Origin of the sequence: Bombella sp. ESL0378, assembly GCF_009725845.1 — a bacterium.
Taxonomy (GTDB): domain Bacteria; phylum Pseudomonadota; class Alphaproteobacteria; order Acetobacterales; family Acetobacteraceae; genus Bombella; species Bombella pollinis.
In genome coordinates this window covers 203484-220756 of record NZ_WNIF01000006.1, presented here as the reverse complement: position 1 = coordinate 220756, position 17273 = coordinate 203484, and the positions used below count along the sequence as shown (strand labels likewise).

The following is a 17273-nucleotide window of genomic DNA, read 5'->3' as shown; positions in this document are numbered from 1 at the left end:
TATGCGTCTAAGTCAGGCTTTTCAGCCCACTTTGAAGGAAGTCCCCGCCGAGGCACAAATCGCCTCTCATCGCTTGATGCTGCGGGCGGGGCTTGTGCGGCAGACGTCATCTGGCATTTATACATGGCTGCCAGCAGGGCTGCGTGTCCTGCGCAACATTGCTACTATTGTGCGGCAAGAGCAGGATAAAATTGGTGGTCAGGAAATCCTGATGCCGACTGTTCAATCTGCCGAGCTATGGCGGCGGTCTGGTCGGTATGATGCGTACGGGCCGGAGATGCTGCGCATTGAGGACCGGCAAGGGCGCGAGATGCTCTATGGCCCAACCAATGAGGAAATGGTGACGGACCTCTTTGGCAGCACGGTGAAATCCTACCGTGAACTACCGAAGATGCTGTATCATATCCAATGGAAGTTCCGGGATGAGATCCGCCCGCGCTTTGGTGTGATGCGTGGTCGTGAGTTCTACATGAAGGACGGTTATAGCTTCGACCTCTCTTATGAGGATGCCGTAAGCAGCTATTATCGTATCATGTTGTCTTATTTGAAGATTTTCCGCCGGTTGGGTGTGCAAGCCGTGCCTATGGCTGCTGATACGGGGCCTATTGGTGGGGAATTGAGCCATGAGTTCCTCGTCCTTGCCCCAACGGGGGAGAGTGAAGTCTTTTATGATGCCGGGTGGGATGAGATCGACTGGGATAGCATCGGTCTTGACCCGCAGAAGGAGGATGACCTCCAAAAACTGCGCGAGATTGTGAAGACAACCTATTCCGCTACAGATGAAAAGCATGACCTCTCAGCTTGGGAGAGCGTGCCAGAGTCGCGCCGGCGTGGTGGCCGTGGCATTGAGGTCGGGCATATCTTCTATTTCGGGACGAAATATACCGAGGCTATGGGCGTTGAGGTTAATGGGGCTGATGGGGCACCGTTGCACCCGCATATGGGGTCCTATGGGATTGGCGTCTCCCGTCTGGTCGGGGCGATTATTGAAGCCTCTCATGATGAAGCCGGTATTATTTGGCCGGAGGAAGTGGCTCCTTATCGGGCAGCTTTGCTCAATCTTCGCCCCGGTGATGAGCTTTGTGATAAGCTTTGTGAGAGCATTTATAGCCGTGACCCAGAAGGGTTGCTTTATGATGACCGCGCCGATCGTGCTGGTGTGAAGTTTAATGATGCTGACCTGATGGGCCATCCTTGGCAAATTATTGTCGGCCCGCGTGGGGCTAAAGCCGGTATGGTGGAGCTAAAACACCGTGTTACTGGCGAGCGGAGTGAATTGCCGCTTGATGACGCTTTGGCCAAGCTAGGGCTGGGCTAACATGTTCGGACGGTTTGAGCGAACAATCGCCCTGCGTTATTTGCGGGCCCGCAAGGGGGAGCGTTTTGCCTCTGTCATTGCGCTTTTCTCCCTTGTTGGCATTGCTTTAGGGGTGGCAACGCTCATCATCGTCATGGCCGTGATGAATGGCTTTAAAGCAGACCTCATGGGCCGGATTCTCGGCCTGCATGGGGATTTGAACGTCTATGCCTATGGGCAGCCAATTCGCAATTATCGTGATGATGCGTTTATCATCCGTAAGGTGCCCGGTGTGACGCAGGTTCTGCCCATGACGCAAGGCACTGTTTTGGCAGAGGCGGGGCGTTACTCCACCGGGGCATTGTTGGAGGGGCTAAGCCCAGAGGATTTACAGGGGTGGAAAGCCCTCACCCAAGGGGTGATGGATGGCCGGTTAGAGGATTTCCGCGGCAATGATGCGGTGGCCATTGGCGTGACTTTGGCCGAGCGTGCAGGACTGCATGTTGGCTCAAGCTTGACCATCCTGTCCCCCAATGGTCAAGCAACGCCGTTTGGCACGATGCCACGGGTGCGGAAGGTGCATGTCGCGCTCATTTTTGATGCGAATTGGAACGACTATAACAGCAATGTCATCCTCATGCCTTTGGCAGCCTCTCAGGCCTTTTTGATGATGGGCGATAGTGTCTCTCTTATACAAGTGAGTACGCATGACCCGCTCAATATTCAGCCTCTTAGCCGCCAGATTGAGGATGCGTTGAATGATCCGCGCCTGCAAGTGCTGGATTGGACAGATAGTGCCAATGGCTTTTTGGATGCCGTGACGGTGGAGCAGAATGTAATGTTCCTTATCCTCACGCTCATTATCCTTGTGGCGGCGTTTAATGTGATTTCCTCCCTCATTATGATGGTGAAGGATAAAACGCGCGATATTGCCATTCTGCGCACCTTTGGGGCGAGCCGTGGGAGCGTGATGCGTATCTTCTTGATGTGCGGAGCCTCTGTTGGTGTGGTGGGCACTCTGGTAGGGACGGGGTTGGGCATTTGCTTTGCCCTCAATATCGAGCATATTCGCCATCTTTTGGAATCCCTAACAGGGACGAACTTATTTAACCCGGAAGTCTATTTCCTAGCGCGTCTCCCGGCGCGGTTAGTGTGGTCGCAAGTGGTAGAGGTAGCGGTGCTCTCGTTGGTTTTATCGCTCTTAGCTACGCTTTATCCCTCATGGCGTGCGGCAAAGACGGACCCGGTGGAGGCTCTGCGTCATGAGTAAGGATTCAGAGGCTTACGTTTTATCCCTTGAGGGATTAAGCCGGTTTTTCCGCTCCGGTGATGAGGAGCTGCATATCCTTAAAGAGGCGGATTTCACCCTACAAAGCGGGGAGCTGGTGGCCTTGGTTGCCCCCAGTGGGACGGGGAAATCGACCTTACTGCATCTAGCAGGTTTGTTGGAGCGTCCTGATTCTGGGGATGTGCTGATTCAAGGGCGTAGCACTCGCAAAATGAGCGAGAGCGGGCGGACAGCATTGCGGCGTGATGAGATTGGCTTTGTGTATCAATTCCATCATCTTCTGGGTGAGTTTTCAGCCTGTGAGAATGTCATGCTGCCTCAATTAGCGGCGGGGGTAAGCCGTGTCGAGGCACGTTTGCGAGCGGTTGATTTATTAACACGCTTTGGCCTGTCTCATCGGTTAGAATCTTTGCCGGGGCGGATGTCCGGTGGGGAGCAGCAACGCACAGCCATTGCTCGCGCTCTAGCGAATCGTCCTAGTTTACTCTTGGCTGATGAGCCAACGGGTAATCTTGATACAAAAACAGCGGAGCTTGTTTTTGCGGAATTAACACGCATCGTGCGAGAAGAAGGCGTAGCCGCGCTTATTGCTACTCATAATGAGGCACTGGCTGCTGCGATGGACCGCACCGTGACATTGGCGGAAGGGCACATCGTCCCATTCCGCGCGTAAATCTGTTTTCTGTTCCATGCGGGGATGAGGGCGTGGTAAATGGAGGGCATGTCTTACGCTCATTTTGTCCATCTCCGTAATCATTCAGCCTATTCTCTTAGTCAGGGTGCTATCCGCGTGCCTGACCTTGTGAAGTTGGCAGAAGGAAACGCCATGCCAGCTGTCGCATTGACTGATAGCGGCAATATGTTTGGCGGGCTGGAGTTTTCCCAACAATGTCGTAAGGCGGGGATTCAGCCGATTATTGGGTGCCAATTAGCTTTACCATCTCCCTCTGCTCGGCCCGGTATTCCAGCAGAACCGTTGGTTGTGTTGGCGCGCACGGAAGAAGGCTTGGAGAATCTTCAATATCTCTCCACCCAAGGTTTTTTGAACGGGGATTCGGCGGATCCTTCTATGCCGCTGGATGTTTTATGCAGCCGGGCTAATGGGTTATTTTTGCTTACAGGCGGTAATCGCGGGCCTATCAATAAATTATTGCTAGGTGAGCAAAGAGACGCAGCAAAACAGATGCTCCAACGCTTTAAAGAAGCGTTTCATGGCTATGTGGCGGTGGAGATTAACCGGCTGGATGAAGCGGGTGAGGATGTTACAGAGCCTCAGCTCATCGCTTTAGCTGATGAGCTTGACCTCCCTTTAGTAGCCACCAATGAATGTTTCTTCCCTACGCCGGATTTGCATGAGGCGCATGATGCTTTGCTCTGTATTGCTCAAGGCCGGACAATGGCGGAGGAGGACCGCTGGCGTGTCTCCCCACAAGCGTGGTTTAAAACACCGGAGGAGATGCGCGCTTTATTCCATGACCTGCCAGAGGCATGTGATAATACGTTGATTATCGCGCAGCATTGCGCTGCGGCGGTGAATACACGCAAGCCGCTTTTGCCTGTTTGCCCTAAAGTGCGCGAAGGCAGCACGGAGGAGGAAACCTTGCGTGCTATGGCCCAAGAAGGGCTGGTAAAACGCCTTGCGGTTATGAAGGATGGCGAGGCCCGCCGCGCTGAGTATGAAGAACGATTGGAGACGGAACTCGGTATCATCGCCCGCATGGGGTTCCCTGGTTACTTCCTCATCGTGGCGGACTTCATCCAATGGGCGAAGGCGCATGATATTCCTGTAGGGCCGGGGCGTGGCTCCGGTGCAGGGTCATTAGTGGCTTATGCTTTGACGATTACCGACATCGACCCCATCCCCTTTGGTCTGTTATTTGAGCGTTTCCTCAACCCTGAACGTGTCTCCATGCCGGACTTTGATATCGATTTCTGTCAGGACCGGCGCGATGAGGTCATTCGCTATGTGCGCGATGAATATGGCCATGAGCGTGTGGCGCAAATCATCACCTTTGGGAAGTTACAAGCCAAGGCGGCAGTGCGCGATGTGGGGCGTGTGTTGGGCTTGCCTTATGGTATGGTCAATCGTGTGGCAGAGCTTATCCCGAATAATCCGGCTAAGCCAACGCCTTTAGCGCAAGCGATTGAGGAAGAGCCACGCTTGCAGGAGATGCGCGATAATGATGAGATGATTCGCCGCCTCTTGGAGATTGCCTTGCAGTTGGAGGGGTTATTTCGCCATGCCTCCACCCATGCAGCCGGTGTGGTGATTGGGGACCGTGACCTTGTAGAGCTTGTCCCCCTCTATCGAGACCCGCGTAGTGAGATGCTCGTTACGCAATATAATATGAAGTTTGTTGAGCAAGCCGGGCTGGTGAAGTTCGACTTCCTCGGTTTGACGACATTGACCATCCTCAAGCGCGGGGTCGATTTTCTGCGTGATTTAGGGGAGGAGGTGGACCTCTCCCATATTCCACTCGATGATAAAAAAACCTTCGATATGATGGCGCGGGGGGATACGGCGGGCGTCTTTCAGTTTGAAGGCGCGGGTATGCGCGACATGCTCAAGCAGATGGCAGCCAGCCGGTTGGAGGATCTCATTGCTGGGGTGTCGCTTTACCGCCCCGGCCCGATGGAGAATATTCCCGAATATTGCCGCCGGAAACATGGAGCCCCGTGGGAGCCGCCCCATGAGGAGATTCGTCCCATCCTTGAGGAGACCTACGGGATTATGGTCTATCAAGAGCAGGTGATGCAAATTGCTCAGAAGATGGCGGGTTATAGTCTTGGTGGGGCGGATTTATTACGCCGGGCGATGGGGAAGAAAATTGCCTCAGAGATGGAAAAACAACGGGCCATCTTCTGTGAGGGCGCAACAAAGCGGGGCATTACGGCAGAGAAGGCCGAGGAAGTGTTCGACCTCATGGCGAAATTTGCCAATTACGGCTTTAACAAATCCCATGCGGCGGCTTATGCGTTGGTTTCTTATCAAACCGCATGGATGAAGGCGAACCACCCGGTGCCTTTCCTTGCGGGCTGTATGTCCCTCGCACGGGAAAAGACGGAGAAGCTAGCCGCCTTGTGCCAAGAGGCTAAACGGATGGGGATTCCCGTCTTGCCCGTGGATATTAATAAATCCCAAGCTGATTTCTCTATCGAGCGGTTAGAGGATGGGCAGTTGGGGATTCGTTACGCTTTGGCTGCTGTAAAGCGTGTTGGGTTTGTGGCGATGGAAGGCCTGGTAAAAGACCGTGGCACACAGCCTTTTTGCGATATGACAGATTTTGCCGAGCGTTGTGATTCCCGTCATATCAATAAGCTTCAGATGGAGAGTTTAGCCAAGGCTGGAGCGTTTGATAATTTAGAGCCTGACCGGCACACAGTCTTTGCCAGTGCGGAGATTGTGTTACGCCGTGCCCAATCGCGCGCGCAGGAGAAAGAGGTCGGGCAAGCGGGGCTTTTTGGCGGCGGCGTGGATAGTAGCCTGCGTGAAGTCTTGCGGCTGAAGAAGGTACGCCCTTGGCCGGATTTCGAGCGGTTATCGCATGAGGCTAGCGTGATTGGCTTCCATATGAGCGCACATCCTTTAGATGCGTATAAGCATGTGTTGCGGCGGCTGGCTGTGACCCCTGCGGTGCAGCTAGAGCCAAAGGCGCATCAAGGGCAGATGCGTGTTGCTATTGCTGGTTGTGTGGTGGAGAAGAAGGAACGCCCCACCAAAACAGGAAAGAAAATGGCGTGGGTGACGTTGACCGATGCGAGCGGGAGTTGCGAGGTCACGCTCTTTTCCGAGACATTGCAAGCCTGTCGGGATTTGCTGGTTGCAGGGCAGGCTGTGTTGGTGCAGGCGGAGTTGAAGCTAGATGGTGATGCACTGCGTATTACGGCCCAACATGTGCAAGATTTAGAGGCTGCTGCAGCTGAGGAGCAAGGGGAATTGCGGATATGGATTAACCGCGCCATCGCTCTAGCCCCCCTTCAGACAATGTTAGAGGATGTAAAGGGTGGCCGAGGCCGTGTTGTCTTGCTGCCAGAGCTGGAGGAAACGCAGGCGATTGAGATTAGGCTGCCCGGATTCTATCGCGTTACCCCACGTCTTGCCGAGCAGATGAAGACGTTGGAGGGGATTAAGGAGTTAAAACAAGCGTAAAAGAAAAGGCCACCGGGAAGGGTGGCCTCTAATAAGCAAGACGTTATCGCATCCTTTTAAAAAGGCATGGGGACTTTAACGCCATTCACATGGATGGTGTCATGCTCTAGCGTGATGTGCCACCCCGTGCGGTGGTTGGGTTCTCTCTCCCCCATGATGCGGGCAATAAGCAAAGCTGCGGTGATTTTTGTGGGGGCGATTTTGCCAAGCTGGTCTATCATTTCCCCAATATGGCTGATGGAGAGATGAACATCAGCTTTGAGATTTTCACGCCCTACCGTGGCGAGAACATCACCTCGGCCATCAATATCACTACCATTTAAAGCCGTATGGAGTTGATTGACCGTTACATGATAAGGCGGCTGAGAAGAGGGGATAAAGGTAATATCTCCCGAGACAGACGGCGGTAGGAGAATCGCCTGTGGGGAGGTCATCCCGTTTGCATCAAAAAGGAAATGAATAGCCGGGCTTGTGCTGAGGACACGCACATGAGCCGTGCTTGCGGTGGAGGCTCGGTCTGGCCGGGTAAGGGTGATGCCTTGCCAGCTCATTTCTGGCAGCGCATTTTTGACTTCTTGCACTCCCGGTAGAGGTTGGTTAGCGCAAGCCTCCGTCATGCCACGGTGATAAGCGGTGAGGGCAGCATAAGCAACAGCGGCATTAAGGCGGGCTAGACCGGCTGCATCAAGGGTGCGTTTATGGTCTACCACTGTGCTGGAGCGCACGGTGATGCGATGTTGCGTGCCAGTAAGTTCCGCCTGCATGTTTTTGATGATGAGGCCGCCCTGCTTCGTCTTACTCACTTGCCCGGGGCTATAGGTAAAGCAGTTGGCTGAAAGATGGGGCAGTGTTTCAGCATATGCTGCTGGCAGGGCCATAACCCCTAAAAGAGCCAGTAAGCCTAAGCCTTTTGCGTGCGCTGCCATACGGAGACGATGTGTAGAAGAATGTAACATAGTACCCTGCAGAGTGGCGGAGTCTGGCCCTTCTGGCAATGGGGCGCGGGAAAATTATCCGCGCCGTTTTGTCTTACCAGAGGGCGGGGCAAAGAGAGCTGTGAGTTGGGCCACCATCGTATCGCCTAAATCCTCAGCCGAGCTAATGGTCACACTATTGGCGTAATAGCGGGTGACATCATGCCCAATGCCGATGGCCAAGAGTTCCCCTGCATGGTCATTTTCGAGCTGATGAATGACGCGATGGAGATGCAGATCCAAATATTCCGGCCCATTAGCGGAGGAGGTGCTATCATCCACTGGAGCCCCATCGGAAATCACCATTAAAATACGGCGATGTTCTGGCCGATGTTTTAGACGTTTCCATGCCCAGAGGAGGGCCTCACCATCAATATTTTCTTTTAACAACCCTTCGCGGAGCATCAGCCCAATATTACGCCGGGCACGCCGCCATGGAGTGTCGGCTGATTTATAGATGATGTGCCGGAGGTCATTAAGCCGCCCCGGCTCTTTAGGGCGGCCATCTTCGCTCCATTTCACACGGCTTTGGCCGCCCTTCCAAGCGCGGGTAGTAAAGCCGAGAACCTCCACTTTAATGCCGCAGCGTTCGAGCGTGCGGGCAAGAATATCGCCACAAATGGCCGCTGTGGTGATGGGACGGCCGCGCATAGAGCCTGAATTATCAATCAGGAGAGTGACGACCGTATCGCGGAAATCCGCCTTGCCCTCTTGCTTATAAGAGAGGGGGAGAGAAGGATTGCTGATGATACGCGGCAGGCGGGCTGCATCAAGAATCCCATCTTCTTGGTCAAAATGCCAACGGCGTTGCTGTTGGGCCAAAAGCTTACGTTGCAGACGATGCGCCAGACGGGAGACAAACCCTTGGGTTTGTTGCAACTGCTCATCCAGCCTTTCGCGCAGACGGTCTAGCTCGGTCGGGTCGCAAAGCTCATGGGCGTGGATTTCTTCATCAAACTCCTGCGTGTAAGCATGGTACCCTCCAAGGCCCGTAATTGGGCAGGGTGGCTCATCCTCACGCATCTCAGAGGGGCCAGCAGGTTGCTCAAACCCATTTTCCCCTTCTGCAAGAAGGGCCTCAATCTCATCGGAGGCCGGGTCCTCCCCGCTGGAGGTGGAATCTTCCGCTTCATCATTGAGGATGGAGTGCTCATCGTCAGAGCTGCCTTCTTCTTCCTCCTCGCCTTGTGGGTCGGGGGAGGCGGACTCTCCAGCTTCACTGTCTTCACTCTGATTTTGATTACGGGAGCTAGAGGATTCCGGCTCTTCCTCATCACTTTGGCCCGTTTCTTCTAGAGTGAAGGTTTTTACAAAATGTTGTGTGGCTTGGTGGAAGCGTGATTGGTCGTCTTGGACGAGGGCGAGCGTCTCTAAAGCAGCGCGGGCTTTGGGGCCAAGGGCTTGTCGCCATTCTGCCAAGGCGGGGCCGGTTATCTCTTCTGGTAATCTTTGGCCAGAGAGTGCCTCGCGCGTGAGGAGTTCTAACGCGAGGGGGGCGGGCATATCTGCACGCTCCATCATGCGCGCGCTATTAAGCGCGTAGAGCCGCCGGGCGAGGTGGTTATTTATATTCGCCCGCACCCCGGCCATATGGCGGGAGCCATAAATCTCACAACGGGCTTGCTCCATCCCATCGGTGATGATTTGCGTTTGAGCATCCGCCAAAGTGACGCGCTTTGCAGGGTCGTGATGCCGTTGCTGTAGGGCTGCGGCATCGGTCGCCCCACGGATATAAGCTATCTCCTCCGGGGTAAGAGCCGCACGCTCTAAAGAGGCTAGAGCAGGGGTTAAGGGAATGTCCTGCTGCCCACTTAAAGCACGCTGTGTGGCTAAGGTCGCCTTGCGGAAAAGGTCGTGCGGGTCAGACATAAATCACCCTAAAGGTGAGGCATTAAAACAACGCTGATAATATTCAGCAACGATGCTGCGTTCTGCCTCATCACATTTATTGAGGAAGCTGAGGCGGAAGGCGAAAGGAACATCTTTAAAGATGTCAATATTTTCCGCCCAAGAGAGGACCGTACGGGGGGAAATAACGGTGGAAATATCGCCATTCATAAAGCCTGCGCGGCTAAGGTCGGCAAGCTCTACCATTTGCCCGATGAGTGTATCATCCAGCTTACCGCCCATTTTGGCTTTGATGATGCGGACTTCCTGCTCTTTGGGGAGGTAATTGAGGGAGGTGACGATGTTCCAACGGTCCATCTGCCCTTGGTTGATTTGCTGCGTGCCGTGATACAGCCCCGTTGTATCACCCAGCCCTACTGTATTGGCTGTTGCAAAAAGGCGGAAGGAGGGATGAGGCTGGATAACACGATTTTGGTCCAGCAAAGTAAGGGCACCATCAGTCTCCAACACGCGTTGGATGACGAACATTACATCAGGCCGCCCAGCATCATATTCATCAAAAATGAGGCTGCATGGGCTTTGTAAGCACCATGGTAACAAGCCTTCGCGGAACTCGGTGATTTGTTTGCCATCCTCTAGCGTGATGGCATCTTTGCCGATGAGGTCGATGCGGGAGATATGACTGTCCAAATTGATGCGTACACAAGGCCAGTTAAGACGTGCGGCAATTTGGTCGATATGAGAGGATTTCCCCGTCCCATGGAAGCCCTGCACTAACACACGGCGATTATACATAAACCCCGCCAGAATCGCGCGGGTCGTATCGCGGTCAAATTGATAGCTCGGGTCAATCTCTGGCACATGGTCTGTCTTTTTGGACCAGAGGGGCACATCAAAATCTAAATCCAGGCCGAAAAGCTCCCGTGCTGATTTTTGTGCATCGGGAGTCGCTGGCAATATGTCAGAAAGAGACTGTGTAGAGGGAAGAGCCATAGCGAAAATCCTGTCATGAAGAAATGTGGCGGAGGAGGGAATAACCTCTGATTATGGACTTCATCAGTACGATTACATAATCACCCTATAATGGGAAGAAAAGAGGGGCAGCGTCATTATGGCACATTGCTGTCCTCATAGTCTGTATTATGGGCGAAGTGTGCGCGGAGTGTGGCATAGGCCGTCCCGATGACTTTAAAGCGTTCTTCTGCACGCGGGTCATCCTGATTCGCATCGGGATGATAACGGCGCGCAAGGACACGATAACGTGTTTTTACCACTTCAATAGTGGTTGGCCAGTCGAGATCAAGCTGAGCAAGGGGGTCACGCAGGGCGGGGGGAGCTTGCTTGCGAGTCTCAGCAGCGTGTGAAGGGCGAGCCCTACGGCCTGCAAGAATATCCAACGGGTCATGCAGCCCATCAAGCGTAAAAGAGGTGCGTGCAGAATCGTGCCCCGGTGTGCCCATCTTCCAAGAGGGGCGTTGCCATGAGGTATCCTCACGTAGATGCCGCTCAATCTGGCCGGGTGTCATGCCCCGGTAATAATCCCAGTTCGCATTATAAAGGCGGACATGTTCTAGGCAAAACCAGTAATAAGCGCGCAAATTATCCCGCCCGCGTGGGGCACGATAGCCAGCAGGAAGGTCGCAATCAGGATGGTCGCAGCATTGCTCTGGGGCATCTGGGTCGGGCGCGAAGGCCTTATGACGAGAGGATTTGCGTTGCATAATGGACGATATGGGGAGAGGTTCGCCTTAGATGCAAGCATCCTTTTTTAGAGAAGGAAAGTTTTCTATTATACAAGGCGGTGAAGGGGCGTATGTTCCCTAGTTATCTGTGGGTCAGCGTGGAAGAAAGTTAATGACAAGAGCCGAGCGTATGAAGGCAATGCTGGAGGAAGCATTGATGCCCTCTCAGCTAGAGATTCATGATGAAAGCGCACGCCATCGCCATCATGCCCACGCACGCAGTGCACAGCAGGAGGCGCGAGGGCCGGGGCAGGTGGGCGAGACGCATTATCGTCTGCATATTGTGAGTCGTCATTTTGATGGGATGAAGCCGGTAGAACGCCATCGCCTTGTTCATCAGCTTTTGGCCGCAGAGTTTGAGAGCGGTTTGCACGCCCTTTCTTTGACCTTAAAAGGGGAGATATCTGCGTGAAGGATTTATGCTCTCGGCTCATGCGCTATGGTGCGATTTATCATGTCAGGCTGTGGTCTGTTTTGCTGGTCATGTCGCTCTCTTTAATAGGGTGCGCTACAGCAGGATATGACCATCTTGCCGCAGGGGAGCGGCATGATATTCATCGGGTCGAAGCATATTTAAACGGGTTGAGTTCCATCCAAGCGCAATTTGCTCAGGATGGACCGGCCCAGCAGCAGGGAGATGGTCGTTTCTTCTACGTCCCGGGGCGTTTTGAGATGGTGTATGACGTCCCACATGCAACGCGGGCTGTTGCGCGTGATGGTCATCTGATTTTACGCAATGACGATAATGGAGCCGTGACGCATTTATCGCTAAAGCGTAACCCAATGGGGTTGCTACTACGCCATCCAATCAGCTTTGATAAAGATGTGCAGGTAACACAAGTCGCACGGGGTGAAGAATCGCTGCAAATTTCCCTAGCGGAAGCGAACGACCCTTCCCAAGGGTTGCTGACCCTGCAATTTTCTGATGTGCGGGGCAAGTTGAGCTTGATTGGCATACAGGGGGTTGATGGGCGGCATCATCATTTCGGCCTTTCCCTCTTTGATGTGCAAGAGAATCAACCGCTGGATGAAAGCCACTTCATCCCTCCTGCTTAACAGGGCCAAAGAGGGCAACCCAGTTTTTTAGCAAGGCGGCATCAGCTTCCGCCATGGTAAGGGAGGGGTTAAAGCGTTGCAGGCTGGTAACGCCGTAATCGCGTATGCCGCAGGGGATGATACCATCAAAATCCTCTAAGTTTGGCGCGACATTGAGGGAAATCCCATGCCAGCTGACCCAGCGGCTTACACGGATGCCTAAAGCGGCAATTTTTGCCTCTTGCCCTGTTTGGGCATCAAAGCACCATACGCCAATGCGTCCCTCCCGCGTAAAGGCTTCGATATTGAGGGATTCGAGGGTCATAATGAGCCAATGTTCCAAATATTGGACGAAGGCGCGTATATCCCGTGCGGGGAGGGGGCCGTGCGGGCGTGTGAGGTCGAGCATAATATAGGCAATGCGTTGGCCGGGGCCATGATATGTCCATTGCCCACCGCGTCCGGCCTCAAATGTTGGGTAATGATGTGGGTTGATGAGGTCTTCTGCCTTCGCTGATGTACCAGCTGTGTAGAGTGGTGGATGTCCTGTTAGCCAAATACGTTGTGGGGCTTGGTGATGGGCAATGGCCTCCACATTTTGCTGCATAAACGTGAGAGCGTGGGGGTAGGGGGAGAGGGTATTGTCTCTCTGCCAAATAATTTCTTCATAAAACTGTGTCATGACCATTGCCCTTTCTGCGTGGCTAAGCTATAGGCGATGTCACCGAAGCGGTCACGCCTTCTTAGGCAAAAAAGACCGCTTGTCACGGAGCGGCCGTGGCGGAATGGTAGACGCGCAAGCTTGAGGTGCTTGTGGGGGATAACCCCGTGGAAGTTCGAGTCTTCTCGGCCGCACCATTTCTTTCATAAGGATGAAGGGATGGTTCCTCTGCCCATCTGGCAGATTGCTATAAATTCATAAAAAAACCCCTATTCGTTTGTATTCATCTCCTTGTATGGGGTGGCGTTAAGCTTGTGTTTTCTTTTACACTAGCCCCGCTTCGGAGAGGGTGTTTATTAAGTTAACGCATGCCTCTCAGTATGAATGTACAAGAGTAGGAACGGACAGAAAGAGAGCTAAGATGATTAAGCCATTGAAAAAAGCCGTTTTGCCGGTTGCAGGTTTGGGGACGCGCTTTCTCCCGGCGACAAAGGCTATGCCGAAAGAGATGCTCCCAGTTGTTGATAAACCTTTAATTCAATATGCGATTGATGAAGCCCGTGCCGCAGGGATTGAGGAGTTCTGTCTTGTAACGGCTCGTGGTAAAGATAATTTGATTGATTATTTTGATGTTGCTTATGAGCTTGAGGCCACGCTGCAGGCACGTCAAAAAGAATCGGCCATGAAAGCACTGGAGAGTAGCAGCGTGGAGGCGGGATCTCTCGTGGCTGTGCGGCAGCAGAATCCACTTGGTTTGGGTCATGCTATTTGGTGTGCGCGTAACTTTATTGGTAATGATCCTTTTGCCATTCTTCTGCCGGATGATATCGTCCATGGGGGGCGTAGTTGTGTAGCGCAATTGGCCGATGTGTATCATCAAACAGGTGGTAATGTTGTCGCCGTAAATGAGGTCCCTCACGAATGGACAGACCGTTACGGTGTCCTCAAGATTGGTAAAGATGATGGGCAGAAGGTGGAAGTCACCGGCCTTGTTGAGAAGCCCGCCCCGCAGGATGCCCCCTCGAACCTCGCGATTATTGGCCGTTATGTTCTCACAGCGGATGTTTTGAAACCGCTCTCTGCGTTAAAAACGGGCGTAGGGGGAGAGGTCCAGCTGACGGACGCTATGGCGGAGATGATTGGTAAGGTGCCCTTCCACGGGTTGCGCTACGAAGGGACGCGCTTTGATTGTGGGAGCAAGCTCGGCTTTTTGGAGGCTCAGGTCGCCATGGCATTGGAACGCGACGACCTTGCTGATGATGTCCGCGCTTTCTTAAAGAAATATGTGTGAGGGGTAAGCCGTAAGATGACTGCGTTTAAGCATGATTTTGAGCCAACAAGCCTGCGTGAATATGATATTCGCGGCATTGTAGGTAAAACCCTCCATCCCGAAGATGCTTATGCTCTAGGGCGCGTCTTTGCCAGTATGGTTCGCCGTAATGGTGGGCATGTGGTGACGGTCGGTTATGATGGCCGTCTCTCCTCACCGTCTTTGGAAGAAGCCTTGGTCCGTGGGGCTGTGGATTCTGGCGTGACAGTGCGGCGTGTAGGTCGTGGTCCAACACCGATGCTCTATTATGCAGCCGTTACGGGGCAATCTGATGGGGCGATTATGGTTACAGGAAGCCATAATCCGCCGGATCATAATGGCTTTAAGATGATGATGAAGGGCAAGCCCTTCTTTGGTGAGCAGATTCGTGAGGTGGGGCGTTTGGCCGCGCAAGGCGATGTTGTGCCTAAGGCTGAAGGTCGCGTTGAGACCATCGACCCTTCCGAAGCCTATATTGCCCGCCTTCTTGAGGATTATGACGGCGAGAGGCCGCTCAAGGTAGTGTGGGATAATGGTAATTCCGCCGCGGGGGAGGTCCTCACTCGTCTGATTAAGAAACTCCCCGGTGAGCATACGATTCTATATCCAGAGATTGATGGGACATTCCCCAATCATCATCCTGACCCTACTGTGGAAGGCAATTTACAGGACCTCATCAAAGAGGTGCGGACGCGTAAGGCCGATGTTGGTATCGCTTTTGATGGCGATGCGGACCGCGTAGGCGTTGTGGATGGTAAGGGAGAGATTCTCTGGGGCGATCAAATCCTCGTTCTCTTAGCGCGTGATGTGCTGAAGAAGCATCCTGGTGCGACCATCATTGCTGATGTGAAGGCGAGCCAAGTTCTTTTTGATGAAGTCGGCAAAGCCGGTGGTAAACCGCTCATGTGGCGGACGGGTCATTCGCTCATCAAAAGTAAAATGGCGGAGACGTCTTCACCCCTGGCAGGGGAAATGTCGGGCCATATTTTCTTTGCAGATAAATGGTACGGTTTTGATGATGCTCTTTACGGGGCTATCCGCGTGCTTGGCATTGTTGCCCGTCTCACCGGTACATTAGCGGAGATGCGTGAGGGCTTGCCGCAGATGGTCAATACGCCAGAGTTGCGCTTCCCCTGTGATGACCTTAGAAAATTTGATGTTATCAAAGAGGTCGCCTCCCGTCTGGAGAAGGAAGGGGCTGATGTCTCCTCCGTAGATGGTGTGCGGGTGAACACGGATGATGGCTGGTGGCTCTTGCGGGCCTCTAACACGCAGGCAGTGCTAGTCGGGCGGATTGAGGCACGCACTCATGAGGGGTTAGCGCGGCTTAAAGCAGCTTTTACCGCGCAATTAGAGGCGTCTGGCCTGCAAGCCCCGGATTTTGATGCGGCGGCCGCTGGTCATTAAGCTCTAAACTGATGTGGGAGGGGGATGTACCGGCGGGTTTAGCTCGTTGGGGACGGCAATGCGGGCGTAATGTTCTGGATTGGCTCCTCCCGCCCAGTTGTCTATCTTGCGGTTGTGAAATCGCACCCGGGAGTGCGGGTGTGTGCGGGGCGTGTTTTAATGCGATCCGTTTTGTGCATCCGCCCTTTTGTGATGTATGCGCTTTGCCTCTTACCCAAGATGAGGTGGCAGAGCGCGGGTGGCTGTGTGAGACGTGCGAAATACGCCCGCCTTTATGGCGGAAAGGCCGGTCTGCCTTTTTATATGAAGGTCAAGCGCGTCAGCTCATCATGGGCTTAAAATATGGCAGTAAAACCGAACATGCTGCAACATTAGCACGGTTTATGACCACTGCTGGGGCGGACATTTTAAAGCCAGATACGGTACTTGTGCCTGTTCCAGTCCATCGTTGGCGTTTATGGACGCGTGGTTATAATCAAGCGGCTCTAATATCGCGCGTCATTGCGCGTAAACAGGGGCTGGCCCATTGCCCTAATGGGCTAAAACGGCAGTTCCGTACGGAGGCGTTAGCTCATCTATCACGGCATGGGAGGCATCACCAATTAGCGGGGGCCATGACGGTGAATCCGCGGCATTGTGAGTTCCTACAGGGGCGTTCTGTCATTTTGGTGGATGATATTTTGACGACAGGCGCAACATTGGGGAGTTGTGCAAAAGCATTGTTTGAGATTGGCTGTGTTTCGGTAGATATTCTAGTGGCAGCGCGGGTAACGTTACTTTGAGAGGGAAGGAGTTTTGTAATGCCAAAGATCGAGATTTATACGCAACCAGGTTGTCCTTATTGCGTGCGTGCAATTACGCTGCTTCAAGCGAAAGACGTGCCTTTTGAGGAAATCCACGCCCCTCGTGGCTCTGCCGAGCGCGAAAAGGCGCAGGAGCGTTCTGGTGGGAAGACAACTGTTCCACAGATTTTTATTGATGGGAAAGCCATAGGAGGGTGCAGTGAGCTTATGCAGTTGGAGAAAGCGGGCCAGTTGGATGCGCTTTTGGGCCGTTCCTAACGCCTTTCATACAGGTTTGATGGGCGTTGTTGGGGGGCTGGTCATGGCAGCCTTTTCATCCGCCTATGCGGCATCATCGCCTTTGGCTGGTACATGGTTGGTTAAGGAGAAGGATGGTATTTTCCTCATCCAATCATGCCAAAATGATGCTGCTAAATTATGCGGCTATTTGGTCGGGATGGATTATACCGAAGCCGAGCCAGAGAAGGATTATACGGGTCATTCGGAATGTGGGATGGAAATCATCAGCGATATGATTCCCCGTAAGAATGGTCATTGGCATGGAACGGTGCTTAACCCACGGACGGGAAGCCGGTATCAGGCGAGTATGTGGTTGGCAAAAGATGGGACGTTGAAATTACGCGGCTATGTAGGGCTGAGTCTTTTTGGCCAAACCCAGACATGGAGCCGCATAGACTCTCCTGCTATTGGTGCGCAATGTCGTATGCAGAAAGGTGGCTAGTGTTAGGCCCTTTTTTCTTGTAGGGGTGGAGTGAATCG

Annotated in this window: 16 protein-coding genes and 1 tRNA gene; 12 read left to right on the top strand and 5 right to left on the bottom strand. The window is 53.3% G+C overall.

What is annotated here, in order from left to right:
* Position 1 precedes the first annotated feature (1 nt).
* The 4 genes from proS to dnaE are packed head-to-tail and all read left to right on the top strand — an operon-like array spanning position 2 to position 6735.
* Positions 2–1318, top strand: a complete 1317-nt coding sequence (gene proS, locus GM556_RS04530; protein ID WP_155579395.1) for a proline--tRNA ligase — start codon at positions 2–4, stop codon at positions 1316–1318.
* Position 1319: 1 nt separating this feature from the next.
* A complete protein-coding gene (locus tag GM556_RS04525) occupies positions 1320–2567 on the top strand; it encodes a lipoprotein-releasing ABC transporter permease subunit (RefSeq protein ID WP_155579394.1) in 1248 nt (415 codons plus the stop codon).
* On the top strand, positions 2560–3258 hold the full coding sequence (locus GM556_RS04520; protein ID WP_155579393.1) for an ABC transporter ATP-binding protein: 699 nt from the start codon (positions 2560–2562) through the stop codon (positions 3256–3258). The genes GM556_RS04525 and GM556_RS04520 overlap by 8 nt, the downstream gene beginning before the upstream one ends.
* Positions 3259–3306: 48 nt before the next feature.
* Positions 3307–6735, top strand: coding sequence for a DNA polymerase III subunit alpha (gene dnaE / locus GM556_RS04515; protein ID WP_155579392.1), 3429 nt, complete (start codon positions 3307–3309; stop codon positions 6733–6735).
* A 56-nt stretch (positions 6736–6791) separates the two neighbouring features.
* Here dnaE and GM556_RS04510 read toward each other — a convergent pair whose 3' ends face one another.
* The 4 genes from GM556_RS04510 to GM556_RS04495 all read right to left on the bottom strand — a co-directional run bounded on the left by GM556_RS04510 (position 6792) and on the right by GM556_RS04495 (position 11278).
* On the bottom strand, positions 6792–7691 hold the full coding sequence (locus GM556_RS04510) for a hypothetical protein (RefSeq protein ID WP_155573289.1): 900 nt from the start codon (positions 7689–7691) through the stop codon (positions 6792–6794).
* Positions 7692–7745: 54 nt separating this feature from the next.
* Positions 7746–9578, bottom strand: a complete 1833-nt coding sequence (locus tag GM556_RS04505) for a cobaltochelatase CobT-related protein (protein WP_155579391.1) — start codon at positions 9576–9578, stop codon at positions 7746–7748.
* A 3-nt stretch (positions 9579–9581) separates the two neighbouring features.
* Entirely contained in the window at positions 9582–10550 is a 969-nt protein-coding gene (locus GM556_RS04500; protein WP_155573287.1) for an AAA family ATPase, read from the bottom strand.
* 116 nt (positions 10551–10666) lie between these two features.
* Entirely contained in the window at positions 10667–11278 is a 612-nt protein-coding gene (locus GM556_RS04495) for a J domain-containing protein (RefSeq protein WP_155579390.1), read from the bottom strand.
* A gap of 151 nt (positions 11279–11429) precedes the next feature.
* Between GM556_RS04495 and GM556_RS04490 the strand changes: the two genes are divergently transcribed.
* Positions 11430–11711 (top strand): BolA family protein, encoded by a 282-nt coding sequence (locus GM556_RS04490; protein WP_370513586.1) that lies wholly within the window; start codon positions 11430–11432, stop codon positions 11709–11711.
* Positions 11708–12355: an outer membrane lipoprotein carrier protein LolA gene (locus tag GM556_RS04485; RefSeq protein ID WP_266137443.1), complete on the top strand. Its 648-nt coding sequence runs from the start codon at positions 11708–11710 to the stop codon at positions 12353–12355. The genes GM556_RS04490 and GM556_RS04485 overlap by 4 nt, the downstream gene beginning before the upstream one ends.
* Here GM556_RS04485 and lipB read toward each other — a convergent pair.
* Entirely contained in the window at positions 12339–13022 is a 684-nt protein-coding gene (gene lipB / locus GM556_RS04480) for a lipoyl(octanoyl) transferase LipB (RefSeq protein WP_370513433.1), read from the bottom strand. The two genes, GM556_RS04485 and lipB, sit on opposite strands and share 17 nt — an antisense overlap.
* Positions 13023–13105: 83 nt before the next feature.
* Between lipB and GM556_RS04475 the strand changes: the two genes are divergently transcribed.
* From GM556_RS04475 to GM556_RS04450, 6 genes are all read left to right on the top strand, one after another.
* Positions 13106–13192, top strand: a tRNA-Leu gene (locus GM556_RS04475).
* 224 nt (positions 13193–13416) lie between these two features.
* Positions 13417–14286, top strand: a complete 870-nt coding sequence (gene galU, locus GM556_RS04470) for a UTP--glucose-1-phosphate uridylyltransferase GalU (RefSeq protein ID WP_155579388.1) — start codon at positions 13417–13419, stop codon at positions 14284–14286.
* A 15-nt stretch (positions 14287–14301) separates the two neighbouring features.
* Positions 14302–15711: a phosphoglucomutase/phosphomannomutase PgmG gene (pgmG, locus tag GM556_RS04465; RefSeq protein ID WP_155573282.1), complete on the top strand. Its 1410-nt coding sequence runs from the start codon at positions 14302–14304 to the stop codon at positions 15709–15711.
* 11 nt (positions 15712–15722) lie between these two features.
* The gene (locus tag GM556_RS04460; protein WP_155573281.1) at positions 15723–16493 is read left to right on the top strand and encodes a ComF family protein; all 771 of its coding nucleotides are present in this window, start codon (positions 15723–15725) and stop codon (positions 16491–16493) included.
* Positions 16494–16511: 18 nt separating this feature from the next.
* Positions 16512–16772, top strand: a complete 261-nt coding sequence (gene grxC, locus GM556_RS04455; RefSeq protein ID WP_099027124.1) for a glutaredoxin 3 — start codon at positions 16512–16514, stop codon at positions 16770–16772.
* A complete protein-coding gene (locus tag GM556_RS04450; RefSeq protein ID WP_155573280.1) occupies positions 16750–17235 on the top strand; it encodes a DUF2147 domain-containing protein in 486 nt (161 codons plus the stop codon). The genes grxC and GM556_RS04450 overlap by 23 nt, the downstream gene beginning before the upstream one ends.
* Positions 17236–17273: the final 38 nt, after the last annotated feature.